We start from the raw sequence: 25,318 nt of genomic DNA on the forward strand, positions 1-25,318 counted from the left end.
ATCCCCTTGTTCTGTTGGCTTTCAGCTGTTCAGGCGGACCGGCATCAAGACGTACCGGAACTCGCTGATCGGATCACCGTCGAAGTCCCGCACACCGGTCAGCTCGGCCGGCTTGGTCGCCTGCGTGAAGGCCAGGTGCGCGACCGGCGTACCGATCGCGTTCAGGCCGTCGAGCAGGTACGTCGGGTTGAAGCCTACGGTCACGGGCTCACCGGACACCCGCGCCTCGATCGACTCGGACGCCTGCGCCTCGTCACCACTGCCGGCGTCCAGGGTCACGGTGTCGTCGCTGAACGTCAGCCGGACCGGCGCGTTCCGCTCGGCCACCAGGGCCACACGCTTGACCGCCTCGACCAACGTGGCGGTGTCGATCCGGACCCGGGTCGCGATCGCGGCATCGGTCGGGATGATGCCGCGGACCTTCGGGAACTCGCCGTCCAGCAAGCGCGTGGTCGCCCGCCGGTTGCCGCCGGAGACCTCGCCCTCGAAGCCGACGATGCCGTCACCGCTGCCCGGCGCGGCCAGCGAGACGATCACGTCCGATCCGGTCATCGCCTTCGCGGTCTCGGACAGCACCCGGGCCGGCACCAGTGCGGCCGCGGACGCGTCGGGGGACTGGGGGTTCCACTCGAGTTCGCGGATCGCGAGCCGGTAGCGGTCGGTGGCCAGCAGCGAGATCGTGGATCCCTCGATCTCGACCCGGACACCGGTCAGCACCGGAAGCGTGTCCTCACGCCCGGCCGCGGTCACCACCTGCGAGACCGCCTGGGCGAAGACGTCGGCCTTGACCGTCCCGCTCGCGGCCGGAAGCTCCGGCAGGGCCGGATATTCCTCGGTGGGAAGCGTTTGGAGCGTGAAGCGCGAACTGCCACACGTGACTTGGGCCTTCGCGCCATCGACGGCGATGTCCACCGGCTGGTTCGGAAGGCTCTTGGAGATGTCGGCGACCAGCCGGCCGGAGATCAGGCACTTCCCGCTGTCGGCCACCTGTGCGGGCACGGTGACGCGGACGGAGGTCTCGTAGTCGAAACCGGACAGGGTGATCTGCCCGTCCTCGGCCTCGACCAGAAGGCCGGCAAGGATCGGGACGCTGGGACGACTGGGCAAGCTGCGCGCGGCCCAGGCCACCGACTCGGCCAGTACGTCGCGCTCGACGCGAAACTTCACCGCTGGGTGCCTCCTGATTCGGCTGTGTGCCAGGCAGATCCTGCCACGGACAAGTGTGCTCTGCGCCAATCGGGCGTGACGTGGCGCTTCGGGCGGGTCGCGTCGGCGTCGTTCCGGTGGTTCTGCGTGCTGCCCCTCATTGTGCTCCGAGGACAGCCTGACAGGTGCCGCAAGCCGGCGCGAGACCGGGGTTTTCCCCAGGTTGGGCCGCTCGATCGTTTTGTGGACTGGGAACTCTCTACAGATTCCATAGGGTTCTTAGCACCGGTGGATACTGTGGAAAAGCGCCGACTTCCCAGGTCAGACATGGTTTTGTCCTGTGCATGCCGTGTGGACGAATCCCGGTCTGTCTGAGGACGCCTGGTGATGACGGATTCTGTCCCCACAGCCAATCCACAACACACACCGATGTGTCCACGGTGATACCCACAGTTATCCACAGGAGTATCCCCAGCCTGTGTGGTTCCGGTGACCGTGTCGTAGCACTCGGCGTACAGAATTCTGGACGCGGTCACCGGACCTCATTGCTGCTTCGCTTGGTGCTTGATCCGGTTGGTCAGTTCGGTCACCTGGTTGAAGACGCTGCGCCGCTCCGACATCAACTGCCGGATCTTCCGTTCGGCATGCATCACGGTGGTGTGGTCGCGGCCGCCGAACTGCTGACCGATCTTCGGCAGCGACAGGTCGGTCAGCTCGCGGCACAGGTACATGGCGATCTGCCGCGCGGTCACCAGCACCCGGCTCCGGCTCGAGCCACACAGGTCGTCGATCGACAGACCGAAGTACGACGCGGTCTGGCCCATGATCATGCTGGCCGTCACTTCGGGCTTGCTGCCTTCGGGGATGAGGTCCTTCAGCACGATCTCGGCCAGGCTCAGATCGACCGGTTGCCGGTTCAGGCTGGCGAACGCGGTGACCCGGATCAGGGCGCCTTCGAGTTCACGGATGTTGGTCTGCACCTTCGACGCGATGAACTCCAGCACCTCCGGCGGCGCGGTCAGCCGCTCGGTGGCCGCCTTCTTCCGCAGGATCGCGATCCGCGTCTCCAGGTCGGGCGGCTGGATGTCGGTGATCAGGCCCCACTCGAACCGGTTCCGCAGCCGGTCCTCCAGCGCCTCCAGGCGTTTCGGCGCGCGGTCGGAGCTGATCACGATCTGCTTGTTCGCGTTGTGGAGGGTGTTGAAGGTGTGGAAGAACTCCTCCTGGGTCTGGATCTTGCCCTCGAGGAACTGGATGTCGTCGATCAGCAGGACGTCGACATCGCGGTACCGGCGCTGGAACTGGGACGCCTTGTCGTCGCGGATCGCGTTGATGAAGTCGTTGGTGAACTCTTCGCTCGACACGTACCGGACGCGGGCGCCGGTGTAGAGGCTGCGGACGTAGTGGCCGATCGCGTGCAGCAGGTGGGTCTTGCCCAGACCGGAGTCGCCGTAGATCAGCTGCGGGTTGTACGCCTTGCCCGGGGCCTCGGCGACGGCGACCGCGGCCGCGTGCGCGAACCGGTTCGAGCTGCCGATGACGAAGGTCTCGAAGGTGTACTTCGGGTTGAGTCGCGCCTCACCCTGTGCCTCGGTGGCCGGCTGGGGCATCCCGTTCGGCGGTGGGGCGACCGATCCGAGCTGGTGACCGAACGGCTGCTGCCGCGGCGCGGGACCGCGGGGCTGCTCGTAGTGCTGCGGCGCCGGCTCCTGCCGCTGCGGCGGGCTGAACTGTGGCGCGTTGTTGTCCGGTTGGCTCAGCGCGGACTGGATCGTCGGCTGGTACGCACCGTCGGTCCGCAGCGGCTCGCGGACGACGGGCTGCGGTGGCGCCTGCGGTTCGCGCAGTTCCGGGTCGAGCGACGGGTCGACCGTCACGGCGATCCGGATGTCGCGGCCGAAGCTCTCCGACAGGATCCGCTCGAGGTCCGGGCGCAGCCGGGTCTCCAGCTGGCCGCGGGTGAAGTCGTCGGGAACCGCGACGATGGCGGTGCTCTCGTGCAGCGTCACCGGGCGGGAGTTGGTCAGCCAGGCACGCTGGTTCGGCGGGAGACCCGCGAGGACCCGGGTCCAGGCATCACCGAGGTCCGTCACCGGACCGGGTCCTTCGGCTCGAGGCTCGGCAACCCGAGGACCACCGATCTGCGGCTCGGGCGCCCGAACCTCAGCAGCGCCGCTCTCATTGTTCGCACGCCCATCACCCTCGTTCCGCACCGGTCCTGCTCCGTCCCCGTACACGGGGCGATCGTTTCCTGGCGGTTCAGCCGGCCCTCGTTCACCGGTCCAGTTGTTGCTGGTCTCACCGGAGTACCTGAGATTGCCGACCACCGGTGCGGCACCGAAGTACGCCGTACCCGCCGGCGGCTCGGGGCTGGGCACCGGCGTCGGCGTCGGCTCCGGGCCGGTCGGCAGATCGGTGGCTGCTCGCTCCAGCTCGGAGCGGTAGCCGTACCCCTGGTACCGCGGGCGGTAGCCGGACTCGGGGGTCTCGGGGAGGGGAATGGGAAGAGAGGGGCTGAGGTGGTCGGCCGGATCGGTCCGCGGCGCCGGCTCCGGTGCGGGCGGGATCTCGGACCGGAAGTCCACCGCCGGTTCCGGTCGTAGATCCTGTCTGCCGTCGCCGGTGTATTCCACCTCTGTGAATTCCGCACTGGCGGAATGGTCCTCGACCACGCGTTGCTCCCCGAATCCATCGCTGCGGTGGCCGGCGCGTTCCGGGCTGGACCCGTTCGGCGCGACCGTTAGACCCGACACCCGTGCAGCCGGTGCGTCGCCCGTTCCGGCTCGGCGCGGTTGCCGTTGTCCGCAGTCGGGCGCCGTACTTTCCACACGGTTGTCCACAACTGTGAACGACGCGTGGAGCAGGTTGGTTACCGATCGCGGGGTGTGGGACCTCTGGTGTGAGGGGGAGACGCTAACAAGTCTGCCCAGCCTGCTTCAAGCCGTCATCCACAGGCTATGAACAGCAATTTGGGGGAAACGTCCGGCGTGTCGGGTGGACGCCGGAGCGTAGTCGTGTTGAGGAGATTGCGGTCGGTGACCATCCTGACCACTGTGTGACGATCCGTTGACCGCTCGTGTGCCCACTATTCTGTCCACAGGCCTGTGGATAAGTATGGGGACGGCTGGTTTGACCTGTCCACAGGCGGCCACGTACCGTTGATCAGTCGGTGTTGAACCGGCCCTTTTGTGCTGCGCTCCCTGCTGGACCACACTGGTTCCTGAAGTGGCGTGTGTGCAGGACTGCACCAGCGGCAGATCTATCAGTGGGTCTGTCGATCATTGTGATCTCGAGTAACCGGAGTCATTCCAGTGAGCAAGCGGACGTTCCAGCCGAACAACCGTCGCCGGCACAAGAAGCACGGCTTCCGTCTTCGGATGCGTACCCGTGCCGGGCGCGCGATCATCGCCGCCCGCCGTGGCAAGGGTCGTCAGCGCCTCGCGGCCTGACCGACCTCATCGACGGTGACCACCTCGTGTTGCCCGCGTCGAACCGGTTACGCCGGTCCGACGACTTCAGCCGCGCCGTCCGATCGGGACGGCGGGCCGGGCGGCGTGCGGTGGTCCTCCATCTGTTGGTGCGGGACGACCGGGCGGACGACGCTCAGGCCGCGCCCGCTCGCGTCGGATTCGTGGTGAACAAGGCGGTGGGCAACGCGGTTCTGCGGAACCGGGTCCACCGCCGTCTGCGTGCTGTCCTGACCACGCGGCTCCCTGATCTACCGGCCGGCAGCCTGACGGTCGTCCGCGCCCTTCCGTCGTCCGCTTCGGCGTCGTACGACGAACTGGCCGCGGACGTCGACGGTGCGCTGCGGCGGATCCTGGACCCACGATGAGGATCAATCCCGTGAAGAGCGGGATCATCGGTTTTCTGAAGTTGTACCGACTGACCATCAGCCTGCTGTACGGGCAGGTGTGCAGGTTCTACCCGAGTTGTTCGGCGTACGCCCTGGAGGCGGTCGAACGCCACGGTGCGGTGCGCGGTTGCTGGCTGGCGGCGAGGAGACTCGTGCGCTGCCACCCGTGGAACCCCGGCGGCTACGACCCCGTTCCACCCAAAGATGTCGACCAGCGCGGAGAGTCGATCTCCGCCAACCAGCCCGGACCGTCCACCGACGCCGGGCCTGTGCAGCGAGGTGCTTGAGTGACTCTTCTGGCCATCCCCGAACTCGCGTTGTGGGACGGGATCGTAGACCTGTTCAACGCCGTCATGACGCCGCTCTACTGGGCCGTCTCGGCGTTGCTCGTCGGCTGGCACTGGGTGTGGAGCCAGGTGCTCGATCCCAACGGGGGCTGGGCCTGGGCGTTGTCGATCGCCGGCCTGACCATCGTCATCCGCACCCTGCTGATCCCGCTGTTCGTCCGGCAGATCCGCTCCAGCCGGAACATGCAGCTGCTGCAGCCGAAGATGAAGGAGCTGCAGAAGAAGTACGGCCACGACCGGGAGAAGCTCGGTCAGGAAATGATGAAGCTGTACAAGGAGACCGGGACGAACCCGTTCTCCTCGTGCCTGCCGCTGCTGCTGCAGTCGCCGATCTTCCTGGCCCTGTTCCGGGTGCTGGACTACGCGGCCAACGGCAAGGCTCACAGCAAGATCATGGAGCCGTACGTCGAGTCGCTGCAGCACGCCAAGATCTTCGGCGCGGAGATCTCGCAGACCTTCCTGAAGGCGAGCGGTCCGGGCGAGAACAACGTCAAGATCGTCGCGATCGTGCTGATCATCCTGATGACCGCGACGATGTTCACCACGCAGCTGCAGCTGATGCGCAAGAACATGCCGAAGGAAGCCCTGACCGGCCAGGCCGCGCAGATGCAGAAGATCATGCTGTACGTCTTCCCGGTCTTCTTCCTGATCGGTGGCTTCAACTTCCCGATCGGTGTGCTGATCTACTGGTTCGTCTCCAACGTGTGGACGATGGGTCAGCAGTTCTACGTGATCCGCCGCAACCCGGCTCCGGGCACCCCGGCGTACGACGCGATGGAAGCCCGCAAGCGCGAGCACAACCTGCGCGCGGGCAAGCCGGCCGACGAGGGCCTGGCGTCCGCCGACGGTACGACGACGGAGCCCGGTTCGGACCGGCGTCCGGCACAGCGGCAGCAGCCGAAGCGGCAGTCGCGCAGCGACCGCAGGGGCGGCGCTCCCGCGAGCGGTGCCTCGGACTCCGGTGCCTCGGACTCCGGCGCTTCGGCTGAAGGTGCGAAGGCCGCCAGTAACGGGCAGGCGTCGAACACGCAGCCGAACGCGGCGAAGAAGACTCAGGCCGGTGCTGCCAAGAAGCAGCCGGCCGGCAAGAAGAGGACGGCGGCCAAGCGCCAGCCGGCGGCGAAGTCGGCCGCCCAGAAGAAGGCGGCGCAGAAGAAGTCCGGCGGATCACGCTGACCTGCCTGCGCTGATTCCTCTTCCTGCTTGTGTATGACCTGGGTCCCCGTGGGGCGGATCTCGACATTGTGAAGGAGTGGCCGTGAGCGACGGCATGCAGAACAACGAGGCGACAGAGGAGTCCACCGACTCCGCTGCCGATCGTCTGAAGGCACTCGAGGCGGAGAGCGACATCGCCGCCGACTACCTCGAGGAGTTGCTGGACATCGCCGATCTCGACGGTGACATCGACATGGACATCGACGGCGACCGCGCCGCGGTCTCGATCGTCGGTGCGGAGCTGAACAACCTCGTCGGCGAGAACGGCAAGGTGCTCGAGGCGCTGCAGGAGCTCACCCGGCTGGCCGTGTATCGAGAGACCGGTGAGCGGTCGCGGCTGATGCTGGACGTGTCGAACTACCGCGCGAACCGGAAGGCCGAACTGGAGGAGGTCGGCCGGAAGGCCGTCGAAGAGGCGAAGGCGACCGGGACCCCGGTGCGGCTGGACCCGATGACGCCGTTCGAGCGCAAGGTCATCCACGACGTGGTGGCCGCCGCCGGCCTGACCAGCGAGTCCGAGGGCGAGGAGCCGCGCCGCCGCGTCGTCGTCCAGCCGTCGTGATCCGATGACCGCCGGACGTGTGACCTTGTGACCGAACCTGTTTCACGTGAAACGCCGCCGCTCGTGGAGAAGCTGTATCCACGGGCGGCGGTGCGGCTTGCGGCGTACGCCGAACTGCTGGCCACCGAGGGGACTCTCCGCGGGCTGATCGGCCCACGCGAGGTCCCGCGACTGTGGGATCGCCATCTTCTGAACTGCGCGGTCCTCGAGCGATTGATCCCCGAGGAGTCGACAGTCGCCGACATCGGCACCGGCGCCGGCCTGCCGGGAATCGTCCTCGCTCTTGTTCGTCCGGACCTGCACGTGTCGCTCGTCGAGCCGTTGCTCCGGCGCACCACGTTCCTCCAGGAGGCGGTCGAATCCCTCGGGCTCGACAACGCCACCGTGGTCCGGGCACGGGCCGAAGAACTCCCGCCGGCGTCGTACGACGTGGTGACTTCCCGCGCCGTCGCCCCTTTGGGCAAACTGGCCGGGTGGTGCCTGCCACTGTGCGTCGAAGGGGGGCTGATGCTGGCGATGAAGGGCGCGTCCGTCGAGGAGGAATTGGACGCCTCCGAACGCGAACTCGAAGCCCTCGGAGCCGAGCTCTGGCACATTCACCAACTCGGCGTCGATGAACTGGCCCGGCCGACGACAGTCGTGAGTATTGTGGCCGGACGTGCTGCAGGGGGATCCCGGCACGGAAGACGCGGGAGGTGAGTGGGTTGGTGAGTCGTGCCCTCGGATGGCCCGAGAAGAGCACCGGGGAAGCCAAGAGTTCCCAGGCGATCGGCTGGCCCGCACAACCCGCTTCCAACTCCCAACTGCTGACCGCGGACCCCGAGCCGGCGAGGGACGACTACCTGCCGCCGATCGACAGTTCTGCTCTCCGGTCGGTCGCCGCGACCGGCCTCGACCAAGCATCGGCTCCTGCCGAGACTCCCGTTTCACAGGAAACCGCGGAGCCAGGAGATGATGGTGTTTCTCGTGAAACGGCATCGCTGGTGGATGCCGACGACGACCTCTCCGAGTCTCCACCGCCTGTGGATGACGACCGCATGAAACTGCCTCCGCAGACGGGGATTCGTCCACAGAAGCCTGTGGATGAACCTGGGGGCAGACCCGCCCCGACCCCTACCGACATCCTCTTCGGGCCAAGTCCCGCACCTATTGGAATGGGCGCCATGACTGCCGCACAGATCGCCGCGCGGGCCACGTCGGACGAGCTTCAGCGACGACTTCTCGAGACTCCGATCGCCGCCGCCACCGAACGGACCCTGCTGGTGAATGAAGGACGCACTATGGGCCGCGAGTTCCCGCTGCCTGCCGAGACCCGGGTCTTCGTCGTCGCCAACCAGAAGGGTGGCGTCGGCAAGACCACGACGACCGTGAACGTCGCCGCCGGCCTCGCGTTGTACGGCGCGCGGATCCTGGTCATCGACCTCGACCCCCAGGGCAACGCGTCGACGGCCCTGGGCATCGACCACTCCGAAGGCACCCCGGGTGTCTACGAGGCGGTCATCGAGGGCGAGTCGCTGGGTAAGCTGCTCCAGCCGTGCGCCGAGCACCCCGGGATCATGGTGATCCCGGCAACCATCGACCTGGCCGGCGCCGAGATCGAACTCGTCAGCATCGTGGCCCGAGAGAGCCGGCTGAAGCGCGCCCTCGACGCGCACCTGGCCGAGACCGAGGCCGCGGGCGAGAAGTACGACTACGTCTTCATCGACTGCCCGCCGTCGCTCGGCCTGCTGACGGTGAACGCGCTGACCGCCGCCCGCGAGGTGCTGGTCCCGATCCAGAGCGAGTACTACGCGCTCGAGGGCCTGTCCCAGCTCCTCCGCCACATCGACATGGTGAAGTCGCACCTGAACCCAGGCCTCGACGTCTCCACGATCCTGCTCACGATGTACGACGCCCGGACCAAGCTGGCCGGTGAGGTCGCGGCCGAGGTCCGTGGCCACTTCCGTGACGCCGTACTGCGGACCGCCGTACCGCGATCGGTCCGGATCTCCGAGGCACCGAGCCACGGGCAGACCGTCCTCGCGTACGACCCGGCGTCCGCCGGAGCGCTCTCCTACTTGGAGGCCTCCCGTGAGATCGCCATGCGCAACAACACCTGATCCATCCACGGCCCTGGCCCGCCCGGCGTACTGGGACACCGGTTACGGTTGCTCCAGCAGGATTCCTGGGCGGGCTGTTTCACGTGAAACGGTGCTCGGTAGGACAGCAGGACATCAGCAGGTTGTCGAACTCGAGGGAGCGCGATGAACACCCGACTCGGACGCGGACTTGGTGCGCTGATCCCCAGCACGCCTGCTCCTGGGAGCACCGCCACCCTCGGCAGCAAGTCCAGTTCGATTCCGGGAGCGCCGCCGGTCGTACGGCATGAGTCGGAGCTCGCGGCGGTGCCGGGTGCGGAGTTCGCCGAGATCGAAGTCTCGAAGATCACCCCGAACCCGAAGCAGCCGCGCAGCGTCTTCGACGAGGAGGCGATGGAGGAGCTGGTCCACTCGGTGAAGGAGATCGGGCTGCTGCAGCCGATCGTCGTCCGCCGGCTTGAGCACGACAAGTACGAGCTGGTGATGGGCGAGCGCCGCTGGCGCGCGACCCAGGAGGCGGGCCTCGCCACGATCCCGGCCATCGTCCGCGACACCTCGGACGACGTGATGCTCCGGGACGCGCTGCTGGAGAACCTGCACCGGAGCCAGCTGAATCCGCTCGAGGAAGCAGCGGCGTACCAGCAGATGCTCGACGACTTCGGCTGCACCCAGGAAGTCCTCGCCACCCGCATCGGTCGCTCCCGCCCGCAGATCTCGAACACGCTGCGGCTGCTGAAACTCCCGGCCGGCGTACAGCGCCGCGTAGCCGCCGGCGTCCTGTCCGCCGGTCACGCCCGAGCGCTGCTCGGCCTCCCCAGCGGCGACGCCATCGAGCGTCTCGCCCAACGCATCGTCGCCGAAGGCCTCTCCGTCCGCACCGTCGAAGAGATCGTCGCCCTGGGCGACATGAACGCCGACGACGCCACCCCCACCCAACGCCGCCGCAACAAGCCAGTCGCTCCCCGCCTAGTCGATCTGGCCGACCGCCTCTCCGACCGCTTCGAAACCCGCGTCAAGGTCGACCTCGGCAAAACCAAAGGCAAAATCACCGTAGAGTTCGCGTCCCTGGACGACCTGGAACGCATAGTCACCCTCATGGACCCCAACAAACCCACCCCGTAGATCAGAGGGGCAACATCCCGCCCTCACGGCCAACACCAGGCCGCGGGTCCACCACGCCGCAGGTCGAACCGCCAGCCAGCCACCTTCGAGGCCAGCACCACTGAGCGGCGACCACCTCGCGAGCACCACCACACCTGGCGGGCATGGCCAGCACCGTCGCGGCCAACACCCAGCTATCGCTGACCGCCTCCGCGACAACCTCGTCCGCGCATACAACGCGCAGCCGCCCGCAATGCCTCCTCGCCACGCGAGGACTGCCCATGAGCACCGCCCGACAGTCACGCAAGTACCTCGGCGCACAACGCGATCACTCAACCCGCGTAACCCACCAGCGATCGCGCCGCCCACGCTCCGAGCGACCCCAACGCGCCCCCCGGGCGCGTACCCCGTCATCGCCGCGCGTCCTGTGCCAGCAACTGCTCAGCGGCAAGACCTCCACCCGCGGAGGCCCGCCGATCAGATGGGTCTCGTCAGCCTCCGGATGTACCGAACGACAGGAGGTAGTCGCTCAAACCCAGCCCAGCGTGGCGCCCGGGAGTGGGCCCGGCTGCAAGCCGAGGGACTACCTCCTGTCCTTCGGTACGGGCGCCCGCGGCGAAGACCCCGGGCCGGAAGGCGGGGTACTTGCGCCTGGCTCGGCGGAGTACGACGGACTTCGCTGGCTTCTGTCCACCCGTCGCTCTAGCCGGCTCCGCCCGCGGTCCCCGTCCGGCAGACTCCGAGTGGACCGAACAGCCGGAGATGGTCGTCCGAAGCCGCCTCGACGGGCTGACCGCGAAGACGACGGTGCCGGTTAGCAGGGCGCCCCATGCCGGGTCTGCCAGCCCAGAGGAGTAGTGCCCAATCCGCGGTACGGTCGGAGGCCCGGGGACGGCAGGACTGAGTAGCTTGCCGAGGACGTCGGCATGTGGGGTCGGCGGGGTAGATCGAACTCGCTCGGTGAGAGCTCCGCGGTTCAGCCACCGAATGTTTCACATGAAACATGAGTCCCGCACCGGCTAGCCGACTCCGCTGTGGCTGGTGTCGACGTCTCAGGAAGTACCGCAGGACGGGGCGTGGAGGGCGCAGTTCACCGGGGCCGTGTCCGGCGGAGGGGTTGGGACTCGGTTAGCGACTAGCCGTTCTTCCGTACGGACGGACGGACGCCGGCAGGGTCCAGGTGCGAAGGGGCCGCAGTTGCCGAGAGCCTCGGTGCCTGGAGTCGTCGTTCTTGGGTACGGGCGGACGCTCGGAGTCCAGGGCAGATGGCGACGGCGGGGGCCAGGAGACCCGGCGCTTGGGCCGGCGGAGTGGTCCGACCTAGCTGGCTTCATCTCCGCGGCACGCTCGCCACTCCGCGCTCGCTAGTCGGCCTCGGATGTTGCTGTCGATCGGGCGCCTCGGGGTGTACGGAGCGACGGGTAGTCGTCGGCTGCGGATGACGTTGGGCCTCGTCCGGCGGAGGTCGGAGGCCGGGCCGAGCTAGAACTTCCCGCTCTTCGGTACGGGCGGACGTCGGCGGAGGGCAGTCGGCCGCGGGCCGTTGTCGACGGCATCCGCAGCCCAGGCCGCCGGGGTTGTCGAGCGACCCTGTGCGGCCGCCGGAGACGGGCAGGCTCGAGTGAGGCCGTGGCGTGAGCTGACGTGCGAGCTGAGCTGTGAGGTGCGCCAGGGCAGGAAAAGAGCGGGCGCAGGAAGGCTTAGGGCCAGGAAGGGCGGAACGGTCGCTGGGGCGGCGAGGTCGAGCGTCCGGAACTGCTGAGATTCCTCCGTGTGCGGGATTCTTAGCGTGGTGCTGGTGACGTCGCTTGGTGGCGTTGGCGTCGAGAGCGAGTCTCGGCCTGCTGCGCGAGGGTGCTTAGGATCGCGTTGGGAGAGGAATTCCGGGGTTTGGTGGGGCTAGCTTCTACGTGTCGATCCGACGCGATTTGTCGACAAAGATACTTGGGGACTTGCGGCGATGTTTCATGTGAAACATTCGGGGGTTCGTGGCGCTGATGAGGTGAGTGCGGAGAGCTTGGTCAGATCGTCCGGATACGCGGAGGGGAGACGTGCGTACTGGGAACCGAGGTTGAGGATGTCGGTCTGCGGACGTCGACGGAACTGCTGGCCGTAGTGGCGTTTGAGCGCCCGGTGGCGTCGGCGCCACGAGATGCCCACGAGAGCGCATCGTTGCAGCAGGAGCGAGGCCAGCTGAGGGCTTGTCGCTAGGTGACCTCGCGGGGCGACAGGACCTCGTAAGTTCCAATGGGCAACCGAAGCGCAGCAGTTCGAGCTGGGTGCCTATCGGGGAGTGTCAAACACGCGGGCCCGCGGGATGCGAAGAGCGATGCCGGTTGTCGCAGAGGTGCGTGGCTGACTGGTTGCAGCTGGCGGGGGTCGCCTGGGCGGGGACGTTGAGGGTCCCGCGAGAGCCTGGCTGGGCACGCCGTGGGAGGGCGGCTGGGGGGTTAGCGGCCCAGGAGTTCGTGGGTGGTTTTGCGCTCGGCGTAGAAGGAGAGGAAGGGGATGGTGCCGGCTAGGGCCATCAGGACCAGGCGGGGGAGGGACCAGCGGACTCGGCGGAAGAGGTCGAAGGTGCCGAGTAGGTAGATGACGTACAGGAAGCCGTGGAGGGGGCCGACGACGTTCATTGCGCTGGGGTCGTCGGCGAGGTACTTCAGGGGCATTGCGACGAACAGCAGCACCAGCAGCATGACACCGACGATGTAGGCGATCACGCGGTACCGGGTGAGTGCACCGCGGACGGCCGGCGTGAGTGGCTGCGGGGTGGCGGAGGTGGCGGGGTCGGCTGGTGAGGTCACGCTGAAACGGTACCGCTCGACTCCACAGCCCCACCGGCCCGGTCACCTTCACCACCAGGCTCACCACCCGACCGACCATCCGTCCCGCCAGCCCCGGCGTCTTGGTCGCCGTCAGTCGAGCTGACATCGGTCCCATCTACCCCGCCGGCCCGGGCACCTTCACCGCCGGACTCACCTTCGGTGTCGGTGGGCGAGTGTTCGGTTCGGTGGGCGTCGACGACCATTCGCCACCACATCCAGAGGGTGAAGGCGGCGAAGATCCACCACTGGAAGGCGTAGGCGACGTTGCGGAGGCCGGCGTGGTCGGTGGGGGGTGGGGGCGGCGGTACGACGGCCGGTGCGGGGGAAGGTACGGCGCCTGACTCGACCGATGCCTGGATGACGAAGGCGTCGTACAGCCGGTAGTCGACGAGGTGGACGATCGTCGGGATGCGCAGGGACGACAGCACGCGGCCCTTCGCCGCGTCGCCGGAGGAGTCCTCAGCCTCCGAGGCTGTCACCGTTCCCGTCAGCTTCACCGGCCCGGTGGGTGCCGCCGCAGCCGGATCGTTGACCGAGGCAACCCAACCGCGGACGACCATCACGGCGCCCGAACCGTCAACCATCAAAGGGGTTGCGACCCAGAACCCGTCCCGATCGCCCTGCCGCCGATCCGCGATGAAGACCTGATCAGCACCCGCCGCCCAAGTACCGCTCACGGTCACCCGACGGCCGACAGCCTTCGACGGCAGGCCCTCGTCGATCGAGAACAGCGACTGCAACGCGACCGGTGCACCCTCGGCCCGCTTGGCCGTGGCCGCGTCCGTCTTCGACCGGTACACATCCAACTGCCAAACGCCCAGCACTGACATCACCGCAGCAATAGCCAATGCCAACAGCAACAATCCGGACCACCGCGGCGTCAGTACCGTCCGCCACAGCGGCCGTCCATCCATCAGGACCTCAACAACGAGCCGCGGCCGCAGCCAGCAGGTCGCGGCACAGCACACCCAGCTCGACGCCCGCAGCCTCAGCCGCCAGCGGGACCAACGACGTCTCCGTCATCCCCGGAGCGACGTTGACCTCGAGGAACCAAGGCACGCCCGAAGCATCCACCACCAGGTCCGACCGCGACAGATCGCGCAGGCCCAATGCCTCATGGGCCGTGACCGCCGCCGAAGCACACGCGGCCGCGACGCCGTCACCAAGCTGAGCCGGTACGACGAACTGCGTCGCGCCGGCGGTGTAGCGCGCCTCGTAGTCGTAGAACCCGGAATCCGGCCGGATCTCCACCGCAGGAAGAGCGCGAGGCCCATCGCCCGTGTCGACCACGGTCACGGCGATCTCGGTCCCGTCGATGTACTGCTCGATCAGCGCGACCCGCCCGTAGGCGTAGCAATTCACCATCGCCGACGGCAGTTCCTCTGCCGACCGCACGATCGACGCACCGAGGGCCGAACCGCCGCGGGCCGGCTTCACCACCAGCGGCAGCCCGATCTGGTGGATGACCGCCTCCATCAGCGCGGCGGCGCCCAGCTCGCGGAAGGTTTCGTGCCCGAGCACCACAGACGAGGGCGTCTGCAGTCCGGCGGCGCCGACCATGGTGGACGCGACCGGCTTGTCGAAGGCCGTCCGGCACGCTGCCGCGTCGGCTCCGACGTACGGAACGCCGTACAGGTCGAGGACCTGGCGGAGCGCGCCGTCCTCGCCGGTGACGCCGTGCAGGACGGGGAAGACCGCGTCCGGCGGATCGTCGCGGAGCCGTTCCACCAGGTTGGCGTCGACGTCACGCTGCTCGACCTCGACGCCGACGCTGCGCAGGGCGTCGGCGACCCGTCGGCCGGACCGGAGCGAGACGTCCCGCTCGTGGGACAGTCCACCTGCCAGTACCAGCACTCGACCCAGATCACTCATCACAAATATCCCGATCACTCGTGGGCGACTCCGGCACGGTCGCCGGTCCCGAGGCCCACTGGAACGGTACCGCTACCGCGTCAAGGACCCCTGGCCGCCCGCAGATCCATTGCGCAACCTTTGCGCACTCTAGGCCTCGATCCGTAGCTCCCGGCGCGCTGCGCGGCACTCGGCGGGCACATCGCGGCGTTGGACGACAAGGCACGGAGAAACCCACTCCGAGCCTCGCCCTCCGCCTTGCGCTGCACTCCCGGTGACGTCACTGGCACCTGCTCGCGGCTGCCAGGAGCCACGGATCGAGGGCACGTCAGCTCAGCTCCGGACCTGGGGCGTCGTATCCGTGCCCGGCGCCGGGTGGCAGTGGGCCGAAGGTCTGGCGGAGTTCGAGCTCCTCGTGGATCACCGCGGCCAGCCGGCCGACGCCTTCGGTGATCCGCTCCGGCGTCGGATGACAGTACGACAGCCGCATGCACTGCGACCCGAAACCGTCGGCGAAGAAGGCGGTCCCGGGGACGTAGGCCACCCGCGCGGTGACCGCGCGCGGCAGCATCGCCTTCGCGTCCAGCCCGTCCGGCAGGGTCAGCCAGACATAGAACCCGCCGCCCGGCCTGGTCCAGGTCGTTGCCGCAGGCATCTTTTCCGTCAGCGCCGCCAGCATCGCGTCACGGCGCTCCCGGTACATCTCCTGGAACTGCTTGACCTGCCCGAGCCAGTCATGCCGGGTCAGGTACGACGAGATCGCCAGCTGACTGAACACCGGTGGACACAGGGTGGCGGATTCCTGTGCCAGCACGAGTTTCTCGCGGACGGCGTGCGGCGCGACCGCCCAGCCGACCCGGAAGCCCGGCGCGAACGTCTTCGAGAACGAACCGAGGTAGATCACGCCCTCGCGGTCGTCGGCCCGCAGCGCTCGCTGCGGCTCACCGTCGAAGCCGAGCAACCCGTACGGGTTGTCCTCCAGCACCAGCAGGTCAGCGCGCTGACAGATCTCCAGCACGCGCGAACGCCGCTCGTTGGACAGCGAGACACCGGCCGGATTGTGGAAGTTCGGGATCGTGTAGAAGAACTTGATCCGCTTGCCGGCCGCACGCACCGCCGTGATCGCCTGCTCGAGGGCCTCCGGTACGACGCCGTCGTCGTCCATCGCGACGTGGACGACCTCGCACTGGTACGCGCGGAAGACGCCGAGGGCACCGACGTACGACGGCGCCTCGCAGATCACCACGTCGCCCGGGTCGCAGAACACCCGCGTGACCAGGTCGACGGCCTGCTGGCTGCCAACGGTCACGACCACGTCGTCCGGGTGGGCGTCGATCCCCTCCAGCCGCATCACATCGCAGATCTGGTCCCGGAGCACCGGATCGCCCTGACCGGAGCCGTACTGCATCGCCACCGCGCCGTTGTCGATCACCAGGTCGCGGACCGCGCCGCCGACCACGTCGAGGGGGAGTCCGGCGATGTTCGGCATGCCCCCGGCCAGCGACACCACCTCGGGCCTGCTGGCGACCGAGAACAGTGCCCGGATCTCGGATGCGGTCATGCCCTTGGTCCGTGCTGCGTACCGGTCGACGTAGTTGTCGAGACGGGTCTGCCGGACATCAGGCACGTCAGCACTCACTGAGCCACTCCATGGACGGTGATCGAGGGGAAGTCACCAGGTTACGCCGGACCATCCCGAGCGCGCCTGGGCTGTGGAACGGCGTGACCTCTCACTACCATGCCTTATAGGGGCAGGTTCCGACCATGCCGCGGGTTGGCTGCTGAGACAGTCCGCGGTCGGGTGCGGCCTGAGAGGTGGAGCGGAAGGCGGAATCTGGGATGAGCGTGGGCAAGGCTGCCGGGTGGACGCTCGGTGGACTGCTACTGGGTGTGCTGGCCGGTTTCGCCGGCGAGCTCTTCCGGCGGCAACCGGCCGCCAAGGTGCAGCAACGGTACGTCGCCCCGGAGGCGACCGAGACCCCGGACGTGCGGGCAGCGGCTCCCGCTCCGGCCCCGGCGGCCCGATGAACCGCAGGTGAAACCCAAAGTGACGAAGCTAACAGGCAGTACGCCGCCCCACCGGACACCGGGCACCGCGGACCGGACGCGCTGATGGCCCGACGGCTGGAACCGCTGACGCTCGCCAATCTCGGCGAGCTGCCGGTGGCGTGCCGTGGCTGTGTGTTCTGGGAGCTCGACCCGGTCGCCGCCAAGCAGGCCGACCGCAACGGCGACACCGGCCTCGAGAAGGAGGCCTGGCTGTCGCAACTACTGCTGGACTGGGGCACCGCGGGTGTCGTCCTGTACGTCGACGACGAGCCGGCCGGATTCGCGGTGTACGCCCCGGCGACGTACCTCCCGAGGATCCAGGCGTTCCCGACCGCGCCGGTGAGCCCGGACGCCGTCGTACTCGCGACCGGGCGGATCCTGCCGCGCTACCTCGGCCTCGGACTGGGCAAGATCCTCGTCCAGGCGGTGGCGAAGGACGTGCTCAAGCGCGGGTTCCGTGCCGTCGAGGCGTTCGGCGACTCCCGCTGGGACGGGCCGGGATGTGTCTGGCCGACCGAGTTCCTCCGTGCGGTCGGCTTCGGCGTCGTCCGCGAGCACCCGCGGAACCCCAGGCTGCGGCTGGACCTGCGCTCGGCGGTGACGTGGCGCAGCGAGATGGAGGCCGCGGTGGAGCGGCTGATGGGCGCGATCCGGCCCGAGCACTCAACACCCAAGCCGGTCACGGTCCGGGACGCCCTCACCCGTACGCCGAGCTCCTGAGGCCGGCCCGCGATGATCTGGCGCTTCTTCGCGGACGTGATGTTCGTGCTGCACGCCGCCTTCCTGCTGTTCTTCGTCCTGGGTGGATTCCTGGCCTGGAAGTGGCCCAAGGTGATCTGGGCGCACCTGGCCATCGTGGTCTGGAGCGCGGCGATCGTGATCATCGACTACGACTGCCCGTTCACCGGGGCGGAGAAGTTCTTCCTGCGCAAGGGCGGCGAGCCTGTCTACGAGGCGGGGTACATCAATCACTACCTCGATGGCACGCTGTGGCCGCAGGGCCAGACACCGGTCGCGGAGAAGGTCGGGTTCGCGCTGGTGATCATCTCGTACGCCGGCTTCTTCGTCCTGCGGCATCGGCGGAAGGCCAGGCTCAGGGGAGAGTCAGTGGGACCCCGGACGTGATCAGGCCCCGGCATCCCCATACTGGAAGACGTGTCCAGCACCAGTACGCCGGTTGACGCGTACCTGACCGCACTCGGCAAGGCGCTGCCCGGCCCGCGCCGGCGGAAGGCGGACCTGCTCGCCGAGGCGCGGGACCACCTGGTCGATGCGACCGAGGCCTTCGAGGCCGACGGACTCGACCGGGACGAAGCCGAGCGCGAGGCGGTGGCCGACTTCGGCGAACTGTCCGACGTCGTGCCCGGCTATCGCGCCGATCTCGCCGTCAGCCAGAGCCGGCGGACCGCGATGATGCTGTTCCTGGCGCTGATCATCCAGCCGATCGTCTGGCAGGAAGGCGTGTGGAGCTGGAACCAGGACCCGGCGACGCCGAATCCGGTGAACGACTTCTTGCAGTCGTTCGTCCGGACCGTGGGCATGTTCGCGATCGCCGGTGCGGTGCTGGCCGTCATCGCCGCCGGTATCGGTCTGCGCAACGCCTTCGTCCGCCAGCACGTCACCCGCGTCACGGCAGTCTTCGCCCTGGTCAATGCCGTCGTGATCAGCCTGATCGGTGTCGCGATGTCGGCGACCGGCGGTCGCACGCCCGACCTTCCCGCCTTCGGGGTGGTCGGGACATTCGTCGTTCTGCCGTTGGTGTTCGTCGGCCTTCAGGCCGGCCGTTGCCTACGCCTGGCCCGGGCGTAGCACACCTTCCACCACAGCCCGGAAGGTCAGCCACTCCTGCTTGCCTGAGGCAAGCATCTTCTGGCCGGCTGAGGTGAGCTGGTACGTCCGCCGCTTCCGGCCGCCGACCGTGCTCCACTCGCTGGCCAGGTAGCCGGCCCGCTCCAGCCGCCGCAGCGCCGGGTACAGCGTGCCGGTGGGCAGGTCGAGCTCGCCGCCGCTGCGCTCCAGCAGGGCTTCCATGATCGCGTAGCCGTGCAGCGGTTCGGGCTCGACGACCGCCAGGATCATCGGGTCCAGGTGCCCACGCAGCGCATCCGCCTTCATGTAGCCAGTCTACCCATATGCCTGCTATTGTCGAGAGACAACATGTAGCCAATCTACTTATCAGGATGTGAGGAGGCCCGGCGATGACCGTGGACACCCCAGTACGACGCCCGCCCCGGAACAAGAGTGGACGGCCCGGATTGCTGCACCGGGTGTCCGGGTGGTCGATGCGGCACGCCGGACTCGCGCTGCTGCTCTGGGTGGTCGCCCTCGTCGCGGTGACCGCCGCGTCGACCGTGGTCGGCGACAGCTACAAGAACGACAACTCGCTGCCCGGGACCGACTCCCAGCGAGTGACCGACATCTTCCAGGAGCACCAGCCGCAGGGTGAGACCGCCTCGGTGCAGATCGTCATGCACGCCGACGGCGGACTCCGGCCGGAGAAGCCGCGAGTCCTCTCGATGCTGGCCGCTGTCGGCGGCCTCCCGCACGTCGCGTCGGTGGCCGACCCGTTCACTGCTCCCGGATCACTTTCACCAGACGGACGTACGGCGTACTCGACGGTGAGTCTGGATGTCGCCGTGGCGGACATGCCGATCGAGGACGTCCGCTCGATCATCGACAAGGCTCAGCAGTTCCGGGTCCCCGGTCTGACCGTCGAGGTCGGTGGCGACCTGGCGCGATCGGCCGCGGAGAGTGCGGGTGGTGCGTCCGAAGGCGCCGGCATCCTCGCCGCGCTGGTGATCCTGGTGTTCCTGTTCGGATCGTTGCTTGCAGCAACTCTTCCACTGCTGACGGCCTTGTTCGCGGTCGGCAGCACGCTGGGCCTGCTGGTGCTGGCGTCGCACTTGTTCACCGTGCCCGACTACACCGCACCGGTGATGATCCTGGTCGGACTCGGTGTCGGCATCGACTATGCGCTCCTGATCTTCTCCCGTTACCGCCATGAGTTGCTGAAGGACGGGACCGATCGCGCGACCGCGTCGATCGTTGCCCTGGACACCGCCGGTCGTTCGGTGATGTTCGCCGGCTGCACTGTGGTGATCGCGCTGCTGGGCCTGCTGGCGTTGGGACTTGGTTCGCTGCAAGGCGTCGCGCTCGGTGTCACTCTCACCGTGCTGATGACAATGCTCGCCGCGGTGAGTCTGTTGCCTGCTCTGCTGACGCTGTTCGGCAAGCGCATCGAGCGGAGTGTCCGCAAGCACGCCGCGAAGCAGCGCCGTACGCCGGGGGACGGGTGGCGGAAGCTGGCAGCGGCGGTGCAGCGTGGACCGTGGGTGCCGTTGGTGCTCGGAACTGTCGCGCTGGTCGCGTTGTCGTTGCCGGCGCTGGGCATGCGGCTTGGCTTCGCGGACGCCGGGACGGACGATCCGGCCAAGACGAGTCGGAAGGCGTACGACCTGCTGGCCCAGGGATTCGGACCGGGATTCAACGGTCCGCTGGTCGTCGTGTCCGAAGGCGACCAGGCTGCGACTCAGGCGCTCGGCCGCACCTTGACCGCCGATCCGAACATCGCCGCGGTCACGCCTCCGCAGTCGACGCCCGACGGCAAGGTCGCGACCGTACTGGCGTTCCCGAAGTCGGCACCGCAGGACGCGGCGACCAGTGACCTGGTCGAGCGGTTGCGGAACGACACCCTGCCTGCGCTCGAGTCGCAGACCGGGGCGACGTACCTCGTAGGTGGCGCGACCGCGGCGGCCGACGATTTCGCGTCTGCGGTCAGCAAGCGGCTGCCGATCTTCGTGCTGGTCGTGGTCGGACTGTCGGCGCTGTTGCTGATGGCGGTGTTCCGGTCCGTACTGATTCCGCTGAAGGCCGCGGTCCTGAACCTGCTCAGCATCGGCGCTTCGCTCGGTGTCATCACGTTGGTCTTCCAGCAGGGCTGGTTCGGTGCACAGCCAGGTCCGATCGAGGCGTTCGTACCGGTGATGATGTTCGCGATCGTGTTCGGGCTGTCGATGGACTACGAGGTGTTCCTGGTGTCCCGGATCCACGAGGAGTGGCGGCGTACCAAGGATGCGAAGGAGGCGGTCCGGGAAGGCCTGGCCAACACCGGCAGCGTGATCACCGCGGCGGCCGCGATCATGATCGTGGTGTTCGGCGCGTTCCTGCTCAGCCCGGAGCGGATGCTGAAGCAGTTCGGGCTCGGGCTCGCGACCGCAGTGCTGCTCGATGCGGTGCTGATCCGATGCGTCATGGTCCCGGCCATCCTGCGGCTGTTCGGCGACCGCGCCTGGTGGCTGCCGCGCGGACTCGACCGAGTGCTCCCGAAGATCGCTCTCGAGAAGGACTGAACCCGATGCGAGGCGGGCCGACCCCTGCGCGGCCCGCCTCGGTTGGTCATTCGCCGGCGGCCACTCCGATCTTGTGGCCCTGGGCGTCGGCGAACACGCCGAAGCTCGTGCCCGGCACCTGCTGCATCGGCTGGACGACGCTTCCGCCCAGCTTCTCGGCGCGCGCGAGCGTGTCCGCGACATCCTCGACGGACACGAAGAACAGCACCTCGTCCTCGGCGCCCTGCCGCGGACTGATCGCGACGTACGGACCGTCCGGTGTCCCGGTGTCGATGAACGTGTAGCCCGGGAACCCGCCCTCGGACGCGATCTTCCACCCGAACAGGTCCGCGAAGAACTGACGAGTCGCGTCCGGGTCCGCCGATCGGATCTCGGTGTGGACGACTGGATGTGCCATGAGCCCCTCCCAACTGAATGACGTCCCACCCGGCGTGATCGCCGGGCGAGTAGCGCTCATTCAGGTGACGAACGGCCCATCCCGGAATCGACTAGACCGTCAGTTGGCCGAAACGGAGCATGCCGGTGGCCGCGTCCTGCTCCGGCGGGAGGTACACACGCTGGATGGCGACCACGATGGCCTCGGCGATCACGTCGCGGAAGGCCGGATCGGCCAGCCGCGCGGAGTCGTGCGGGTTCGTCACGTATCCGATCTCGAGGCGGACCGCAGGCATCTTGGTGCGCCGCAGCAGGTCCCAGGTCTTGGCGTGGGTGCGGCAGTTCAGCAGGTCGGTGCGGGCGACGATCTCGCGCTGCACCAGCCCGGCGAACTGCTCACCGACGCTCGACGAGGCGCCGTGCAGATCGTTGCCGTAGTAGTACGTCGCCACACCCTGGGCCTCCGGGTTCATCGACCCGTCGGTGTGCAGCGACACGCAGAGGTTGGCGTCCGTCTCGTTCGCGAACGCGGCCCGGGCCAGCTCGTCCGGCCCCTGGTCCCGTCCCCGGGACAGATACGCCCGTACGCCGGTCGCACCCAGGCGACCCTCGATCCGGGAGGCCAGGTCGTACGCGACGTCGGACTCGCGCAGGCCGTAGCCCTCCCAGCCGTAGTCGAAACCGCCGTGACCGGCGTCGATCACCACGGTCTTGCCGGACAGCCGCGGGCCGGCCGCGCGAACCGCCTCGGACGCGCGCAACGCATCCGGCCGGCCACCCGTCGCCATCGGCTTGATCCGCTGCAACGCCTTGAACGTCGACGGCCCACAGGTGCCATCACCCGGCAGACCCATGTTGCGCTGGAAGTCGGTCACCGCACGCTGGGTGTCCGGTCCGAAGATCCCGTCGATCCGGGCGACCGCGAAGCCGAGCTCCTGCAGTTTCGCCTGCAGGGCCAGTACGTCGTCACCGGTCAGCGGGTGCGAGACGACGTACGTCAGCAGCCGGTCGCCCAGCCGCCAGCGTGCGTCGTCGATCGCCCGGTACGTCTGTGGGCCGACGACCCCGTCGATCATCAGGCCCCGTTGCTGCTGGAAGCCCCGAACGGCGTGCGCGGTCGCTTCGTCGTAGACGTCGTGACCGCCCGTCAGCAGTCCTAGCCGCTGAAGCTTGCCGATGATCTCGGCGACCGCCTCACCGCTGTCGCCGATCCGGTACACGCCGTGGGGGCCTTCCATCAGAACTGCTCCTTGCCGTGGCGGACGGGTCCTACCTGTTCAGGAGGTGAAGTCGGCCAGTTCCTTCAGCAGCGCCGCCTTCGGCTTCGCGCCGACGATGGACTTGGCCAGCTCACCATTCACGTAGACGTTGATGGTAGGGATACCCGTAACACGGTAGTTGCTCGGGGTGACCGGGTTCTCGTCGACGTTCATCTTCAGGAAGGTGAGCTTGTCGCTGTGGTCCTGCGCCAGCTCCTCCAGGATCGGGGAGACCTGGCGGCACGGTCCGCACCACTCGGCCCAGAAGTCCACCAGCACCGGCTTGTCGCTCTTCAGCACGGTCTGGTCGAACTCGGCGTCGGTGACGGCGTTCATCTTCTCGCCCACGGGCGTAACTCCTTCAGTGGTTGTGAGGTTCAGACGGAGACAGGCTCGGTGGCCGTGCTGGTGTCACGGGCAGCCGCGGCCGTCGCCTCGTGCTCCAAGGTGGCCAGGAAGCGCTCGGCGTCCAGGGCGGCCGCACAGCCCGTGCCGGCGGCGGTGATCGCCTGCCGGTAGGTGTGGTCCACCAGGTCGCCGGCGGCGAAGACACCCGGCAGGTTGGTCTCGGTGCTGCCTTCCCGGACCAGGACGTAGCCGTCCTCGTCCAAGTGCACCTGACCCTTCACCAGCTCCGAGCGCGGGTCGTGCCCGATCGCGATGAACAGGCCGGTCACCGGCAGCTCCCGGGTCTCACCGGTGACGGTGTCCCGCAGGGTCACGCCGGTCAGCTTGTCGTCGCCGTGGATCGCGGCGACCTCGGAGTTCCAGGCGAAGTCGATCTTCTCGTTCGCGAACGCCCGGTCGGCCATGATCTTCGACGCGCGCAGCTCGCCGCGGCGGTGCACCAGCGTGACCTTCTTGCCGAACCGGGTCAGGAACGTGGCCTCCTCGACCGCGGAGTCGCCACCGCCGACGACGGCGATCTCGTGCTCGCGGAAGAAGAACCCGTCACAGGTCGCACACCAGGACACGCCGTGGCCGGACAACCGGTCCTCGTCCGGCAGGCCCAGCTTGCGGTACCCGGAACCCATGGCCAGGATCACGGCCTTGGCCCGGTGCTCGGCGCCCGCGGAGTCGGTGACCACCTTGATGTCGCCGGTCAGGTCGACCGAGACGATGTCGTCCGCCACCAGCTCGGCGCCGAAGCGCTCGGCCTGCTGGCGCATCTCGTCCATCAGCGCGGGACCCATGATGCCCTGCGAGAAGCCGGGGTAGTTCTCCACGTCGGTGGTGGTCATCAGTGCGCCACCGGCCGTGACAGAGCCCTCGAACACGAGCGGTTCCAGACGGGCGCGGGCGGCATACACGGCGGCCGTGTAACCGGCCGGACCGGAGCCGACGATGATGACGTTGCGAACTGCGGAGTCGCTCATGCAGGCGTTTCCTCGTGTCGTCGAGACTGGTACGTCGTACTCAACGGATCCTAGAGGCCGACCATTCCCACGGTACCCATCACCGGGCCGCCGTACCGCATTGCCGCCTCAGCGGTTGCGCAGCGTCACCGTGGTGTCGTAGAAGGGGTCGGCGACACCCCCGGATTCGCTACATCCGGTCACCACGAAGACCTGGATGTCCTGGGTCGAGGCGCCCTGCAGACCGATCACGGTCGCGCGCTGGTCGTCGACCTTGGCGGGCTGCACGAGCCGGAGCTGCGGGTTGGGCCGGCCGGACGCGAAGTTCTTCGCGCAGGCGAGCTCGTCCGCCGAGCCGTTCAGCAGCGTGCCACCGGAGTTCTCCAGCCAACGCTGCGCGTCCGGGCCGACATCCGAGGTGGACAGCGTCGGCGCACCGGTCGGCACCACGGTCGTCGGGTTCGTGTCGGCCGTGCCTCCGGGAGCGTTGTCCTTGGTGGCGAAGACCACGCCGACGCCGATCGCCGCGACAACCACGACGGCCGCGGCCGCGCCCAGCAGCTTAGGGAGGTGACGGCGCGGCTCCTCGCGGATCTGCGCGAGCGAGTGCACGCCGATCGTCGACGAGCGCAGCATCGACTCCGAGACGATCACCGCGTCGAGGTGCTCAGCGACATCGGTCGGCATCGGAATGTCGGTCCGGCCCTCGTCGGCCAGGTCCGCGGACAGTTGCAGCAGCGCGTCGAAGGTCTGCTGACAGTCCGGACAGGCCTTCACATGTTCACGAGCCCGGTGGGCCTCGGGTGCGGGTAGCAGGTTCTCGATCAGGTCGGCGATGGTGTCCGGGTCCAGGTGCTCGAGGTGCTCACTGGTCGGAAGACCGGAATCGGTCATCGGGAACTCGCCTCCTCACGGGAGGTGCCCAGGATCGGGCGCGGTGTGCTCATGGC

Annotated in this window: 24 protein-coding genes and 1 pseudogene; 13 read left to right on the forward strand and 12 right to left on the reverse strand. The window is 68.0% G+C overall.

Features of this window, described 5'->3' with window-relative positions; translation table 11 throughout:
• Window positions 1-21: 21 nt before the first annotated feature.
• Entirely contained in the window at window positions 22-1,167 is a 1,146-nt protein-coding gene (gene dnaN, locus E0H75_RS04325; RefSeq protein ID WP_131511705.1) for a DNA polymerase III subunit beta, read from the reverse strand.
• A 521-nt stretch (window positions 1,168-1,688) separates the two neighbouring features.
• On the reverse strand, window positions 1,689-3,239 hold the full coding sequence (gene dnaA, locus E0H75_RS04330; protein ID WP_131513019.1) for a chromosomal replication initiator protein DnaA: 1,551 nt from the start codon (window positions 3,237-3,239) through the stop codon (window positions 1,689-1,691).
• 1,218 nt (window positions 3,240-4,457) lie between these two features.
• Here dnaA and rpmH point away from each other — a divergent pair.
• From rpmH to E0H75_RS04370, 8 genes and pseudogenes are all read left to right on the forward strand, one after another.
• Window positions 4,458-4,595 carry a 50S ribosomal protein L34 gene (rpmH, locus tag E0H75_RS04335; RefSeq protein WP_130386492.1) on the forward strand — a complete coding sequence of 46 codons (138 nt, stop codon included), beginning with the start codon at window positions 4,458-4,460 and terminating at the stop codon, window positions 4,593-4,595.
• Window positions 4,596-4,621: 26 nt separating this feature from the next.
• Window positions 4,622-4,981, forward strand: a complete 360-nt coding sequence (gene rnpA, locus E0H75_RS04340) for a ribonuclease P protein component (protein WP_131511706.1) — start codon at window positions 4,622-4,624, stop codon at window positions 4,979-4,981.
• Window positions 4,978-5,289, forward strand: a complete 312-nt coding sequence (gene yidD, locus E0H75_RS04345) for a membrane protein insertion efficiency factor YidD (protein ID WP_131511707.1) — start codon at window positions 4,978-4,980, stop codon at window positions 5,287-5,289. Before rnpA ends, yidD begins: the two co-directional genes overlap by 4 nt.
• Window positions 5,290-5,298: 9 nt before the next feature.
• A pseudogene (gene yidC / locus E0H75_RS04350) lies at window positions 5,299-6,276 on the forward strand (membrane protein insertase YidC); the annotation flags it as partial.
• Window positions 6,277-6,607: 331 nt separating this feature from the next.
• Window positions 6,608-7,126 carry a Jag family protein gene (locus E0H75_RS04355; RefSeq protein WP_475009169.1) on the forward strand — a complete coding sequence of 173 codons (519 nt, stop codon included), beginning with the start codon at window positions 6,608-6,610 and terminating at the stop codon, window positions 7,124-7,126.
• Window positions 7,127-7,153: 27 nt separating this feature from the next.
• The gene (gene rsmG / locus E0H75_RS04360; RefSeq protein ID WP_131511709.1) at window positions 7,154-7,825 is read left to right on the forward strand and encodes a 16S rRNA (guanine(527)-N(7))-methyltransferase RsmG; all 672 of its coding nucleotides are present in this window, start codon (window positions 7,154-7,156) and stop codon (window positions 7,823-7,825) included.
• A gap of 464 nt (window positions 7,826-8,289) precedes the next feature.
• Window positions 8,290-9,225 (forward strand): ParA family protein, encoded by a 936-nt coding sequence (locus E0H75_RS04365; protein ID WP_165553441.1) that lies wholly within the window; start codon window positions 8,290-8,292, stop codon window positions 9,223-9,225.
• Between the two features lie 144 nt (window positions 9,226-9,369).
• Window positions 9,370-10,326: a ParB/RepB/Spo0J family partition protein gene (locus E0H75_RS04370; RefSeq protein WP_131511710.1), complete on the forward strand. Its 957-nt coding sequence runs from the start codon at window positions 9,370-9,372 to the stop codon at window positions 10,324-10,326.
• A gap of 2,429 nt (window positions 10,327-12,755) precedes the next feature.
• Here the strand turns inward: E0H75_RS04370 and E0H75_RS04375 are convergent.
• From E0H75_RS04375 to E0H75_RS04390, 4 genes are all read right to left on the reverse strand, one after another.
• Window positions 12,756-13,109 carry a DUF3817 domain-containing protein gene (locus tag E0H75_RS04375; RefSeq protein ID WP_131511711.1) on the reverse strand — a complete coding sequence of 118 codons (354 nt, stop codon included), beginning with the start codon at window positions 13,107-13,109 and terminating at the stop codon, window positions 12,756-12,758.
• Entirely contained in the window at window positions 13,106-14,044 is a 939-nt protein-coding gene (locus E0H75_RS04380) for an SURF1 family protein (RefSeq protein ID WP_131511712.1), read from the reverse strand. The genes E0H75_RS04375 and E0H75_RS04380 overlap by 4 nt, the downstream gene beginning before the upstream one ends.
• A 7-nt stretch (window positions 14,045-14,051) precedes the next feature.
• The gene (locus tag E0H75_RS04385) at window positions 14,052-15,002 is read right to left on the reverse strand and encodes a D-alanine--D-alanine ligase family protein (protein ID WP_131511713.1); all 951 of its coding nucleotides are present in this window, start codon (window positions 15,000-15,002) and stop codon (window positions 14,052-14,054) included.
• A 307-nt stretch (window positions 15,003-15,309) separates the two neighbouring features.
• Window positions 15,310-16,620 (reverse strand): aminotransferase-like domain-containing protein, encoded by a 1,311-nt coding sequence (locus E0H75_RS04390; protein ID WP_131511714.1) that lies wholly within the window; start codon window positions 16,618-16,620, stop codon window positions 15,310-15,312.
• Window positions 16,621-16,820: 200 nt separating this feature from the next.
• Between E0H75_RS04390 and E0H75_RS04395 the strand changes: the two genes are divergently transcribed.
• The 4 genes from E0H75_RS04395 (at window position 16,821) to E0H75_RS04410 (ending at window position 18,839) form a co-directional block, all read left to right on the forward strand.
• Window positions 16,821-17,009: a hypothetical protein gene (locus E0H75_RS04395; RefSeq protein WP_131511715.1), complete on the forward strand. Its 189-nt coding sequence runs from the start codon at window positions 16,821-16,823 to the stop codon at window positions 17,007-17,009.
• Window positions 17,010-17,093: 84 nt separating this feature from the next.
• A complete protein-coding gene (locus E0H75_RS04400; RefSeq protein ID WP_131511716.1) occupies window positions 17,094-17,750 on the forward strand; it encodes a GNAT family N-acetyltransferase in 657 nt (218 codons plus the stop codon).
• A gap of 12 nt (window positions 17,751-17,762) precedes the next feature.
• Window positions 17,763-18,155, forward strand: a complete 393-nt coding sequence (locus tag E0H75_RS04405) for a DUF2784 domain-containing protein (RefSeq protein WP_131511717.1) — start codon at window positions 17,763-17,765, stop codon at window positions 18,153-18,155.
• Between the two features lie 30 nt (window positions 18,156-18,185).
• Window positions 18,186-18,839, forward strand: a complete 654-nt coding sequence (locus tag E0H75_RS04410) for a permease prefix domain 1-containing protein (protein WP_238162816.1) — start codon at window positions 18,186-18,188, stop codon at window positions 18,837-18,839.
• Here the strand turns inward: E0H75_RS04410 and E0H75_RS04415 are convergent.
• A complete protein-coding gene (locus E0H75_RS04415) occupies window positions 18,819-19,145 on the reverse strand; it encodes a PadR family transcriptional regulator (protein ID WP_131363282.1) in 327 nt (108 codons plus the stop codon). The genes E0H75_RS04410 and E0H75_RS04415 overlap by 21 nt on opposite strands.
• 83 nt (window positions 19,146-19,228) lie before the next feature.
• Between E0H75_RS04415 and E0H75_RS04420 the strand changes: the two genes are divergently transcribed.
• Window positions 19,229-21,379: an MMPL family transporter gene (locus E0H75_RS04420; protein WP_131511719.1), complete on the forward strand. Its 2,151-nt coding sequence runs from the start codon at window positions 19,229-19,231 to the stop codon at window positions 21,377-21,379.
• 46 nt (window positions 21,380-21,425) lie between these two features.
• Here the strand turns inward: E0H75_RS04420 and E0H75_RS04425 are convergent, their stop codons facing one another.
• The 5 genes from E0H75_RS04425 to E0H75_RS04445 all read right to left on the reverse strand — a co-directional run bounded on the left by E0H75_RS04425 (window position 21,426) and on the right by E0H75_RS04445 (window position 25,262).
• Window positions 21,426-21,776, reverse strand: coding sequence for a VOC family protein (locus E0H75_RS04425; protein ID WP_165553443.1), 351 nt, complete (start codon window positions 21,774-21,776; stop codon window positions 21,426-21,428).
• Between the two features lie 91 nt (window positions 21,777-21,867).
• Entirely contained in the window at window positions 21,868-22,992 is a 1,125-nt protein-coding gene (locus E0H75_RS04430) for an N-acetylmuramoyl-L-alanine amidase (RefSeq protein WP_131511721.1), read from the reverse strand.
• Window positions 22,993-23,031: 39 nt separating this feature from the next.
• Window positions 23,032-23,349: a thioredoxin gene (gene trxA, locus E0H75_RS04435; protein ID WP_202867696.1), complete on the reverse strand. Its 318-nt coding sequence runs from the start codon at window positions 23,347-23,349 to the stop codon at window positions 23,032-23,034.
• 41 nt (window positions 23,350-23,390) lie between these two features.
• Window positions 23,391-24,389 (reverse strand): thioredoxin-disulfide reductase, encoded by a 999-nt coding sequence (trxB, locus tag E0H75_RS04440; RefSeq protein ID WP_131511722.1) that lies wholly within the window; start codon window positions 24,387-24,389, stop codon window positions 23,391-23,393.
• A gap of 108 nt (window positions 24,390-24,497) precedes the next feature.
• Window positions 24,498-25,262, reverse strand: coding sequence for an anti-sigma factor family protein (locus E0H75_RS04445; RefSeq protein WP_131511723.1), 765 nt, complete (start codon window positions 25,260-25,262; stop codon window positions 24,498-24,500).
• Between the last annotated feature and the right edge of the window lie 56 nt (window positions 25,263-25,318).

The sequence above is a fragment of the Kribbella capetownensis genome (assembly GCF_004331485.1).
Lineage (GTDB): Bacteria > Actinomycetota > Actinomycetes > Propionibacteriales > Kribbellaceae > Kribbella > Kribbella capetownensis.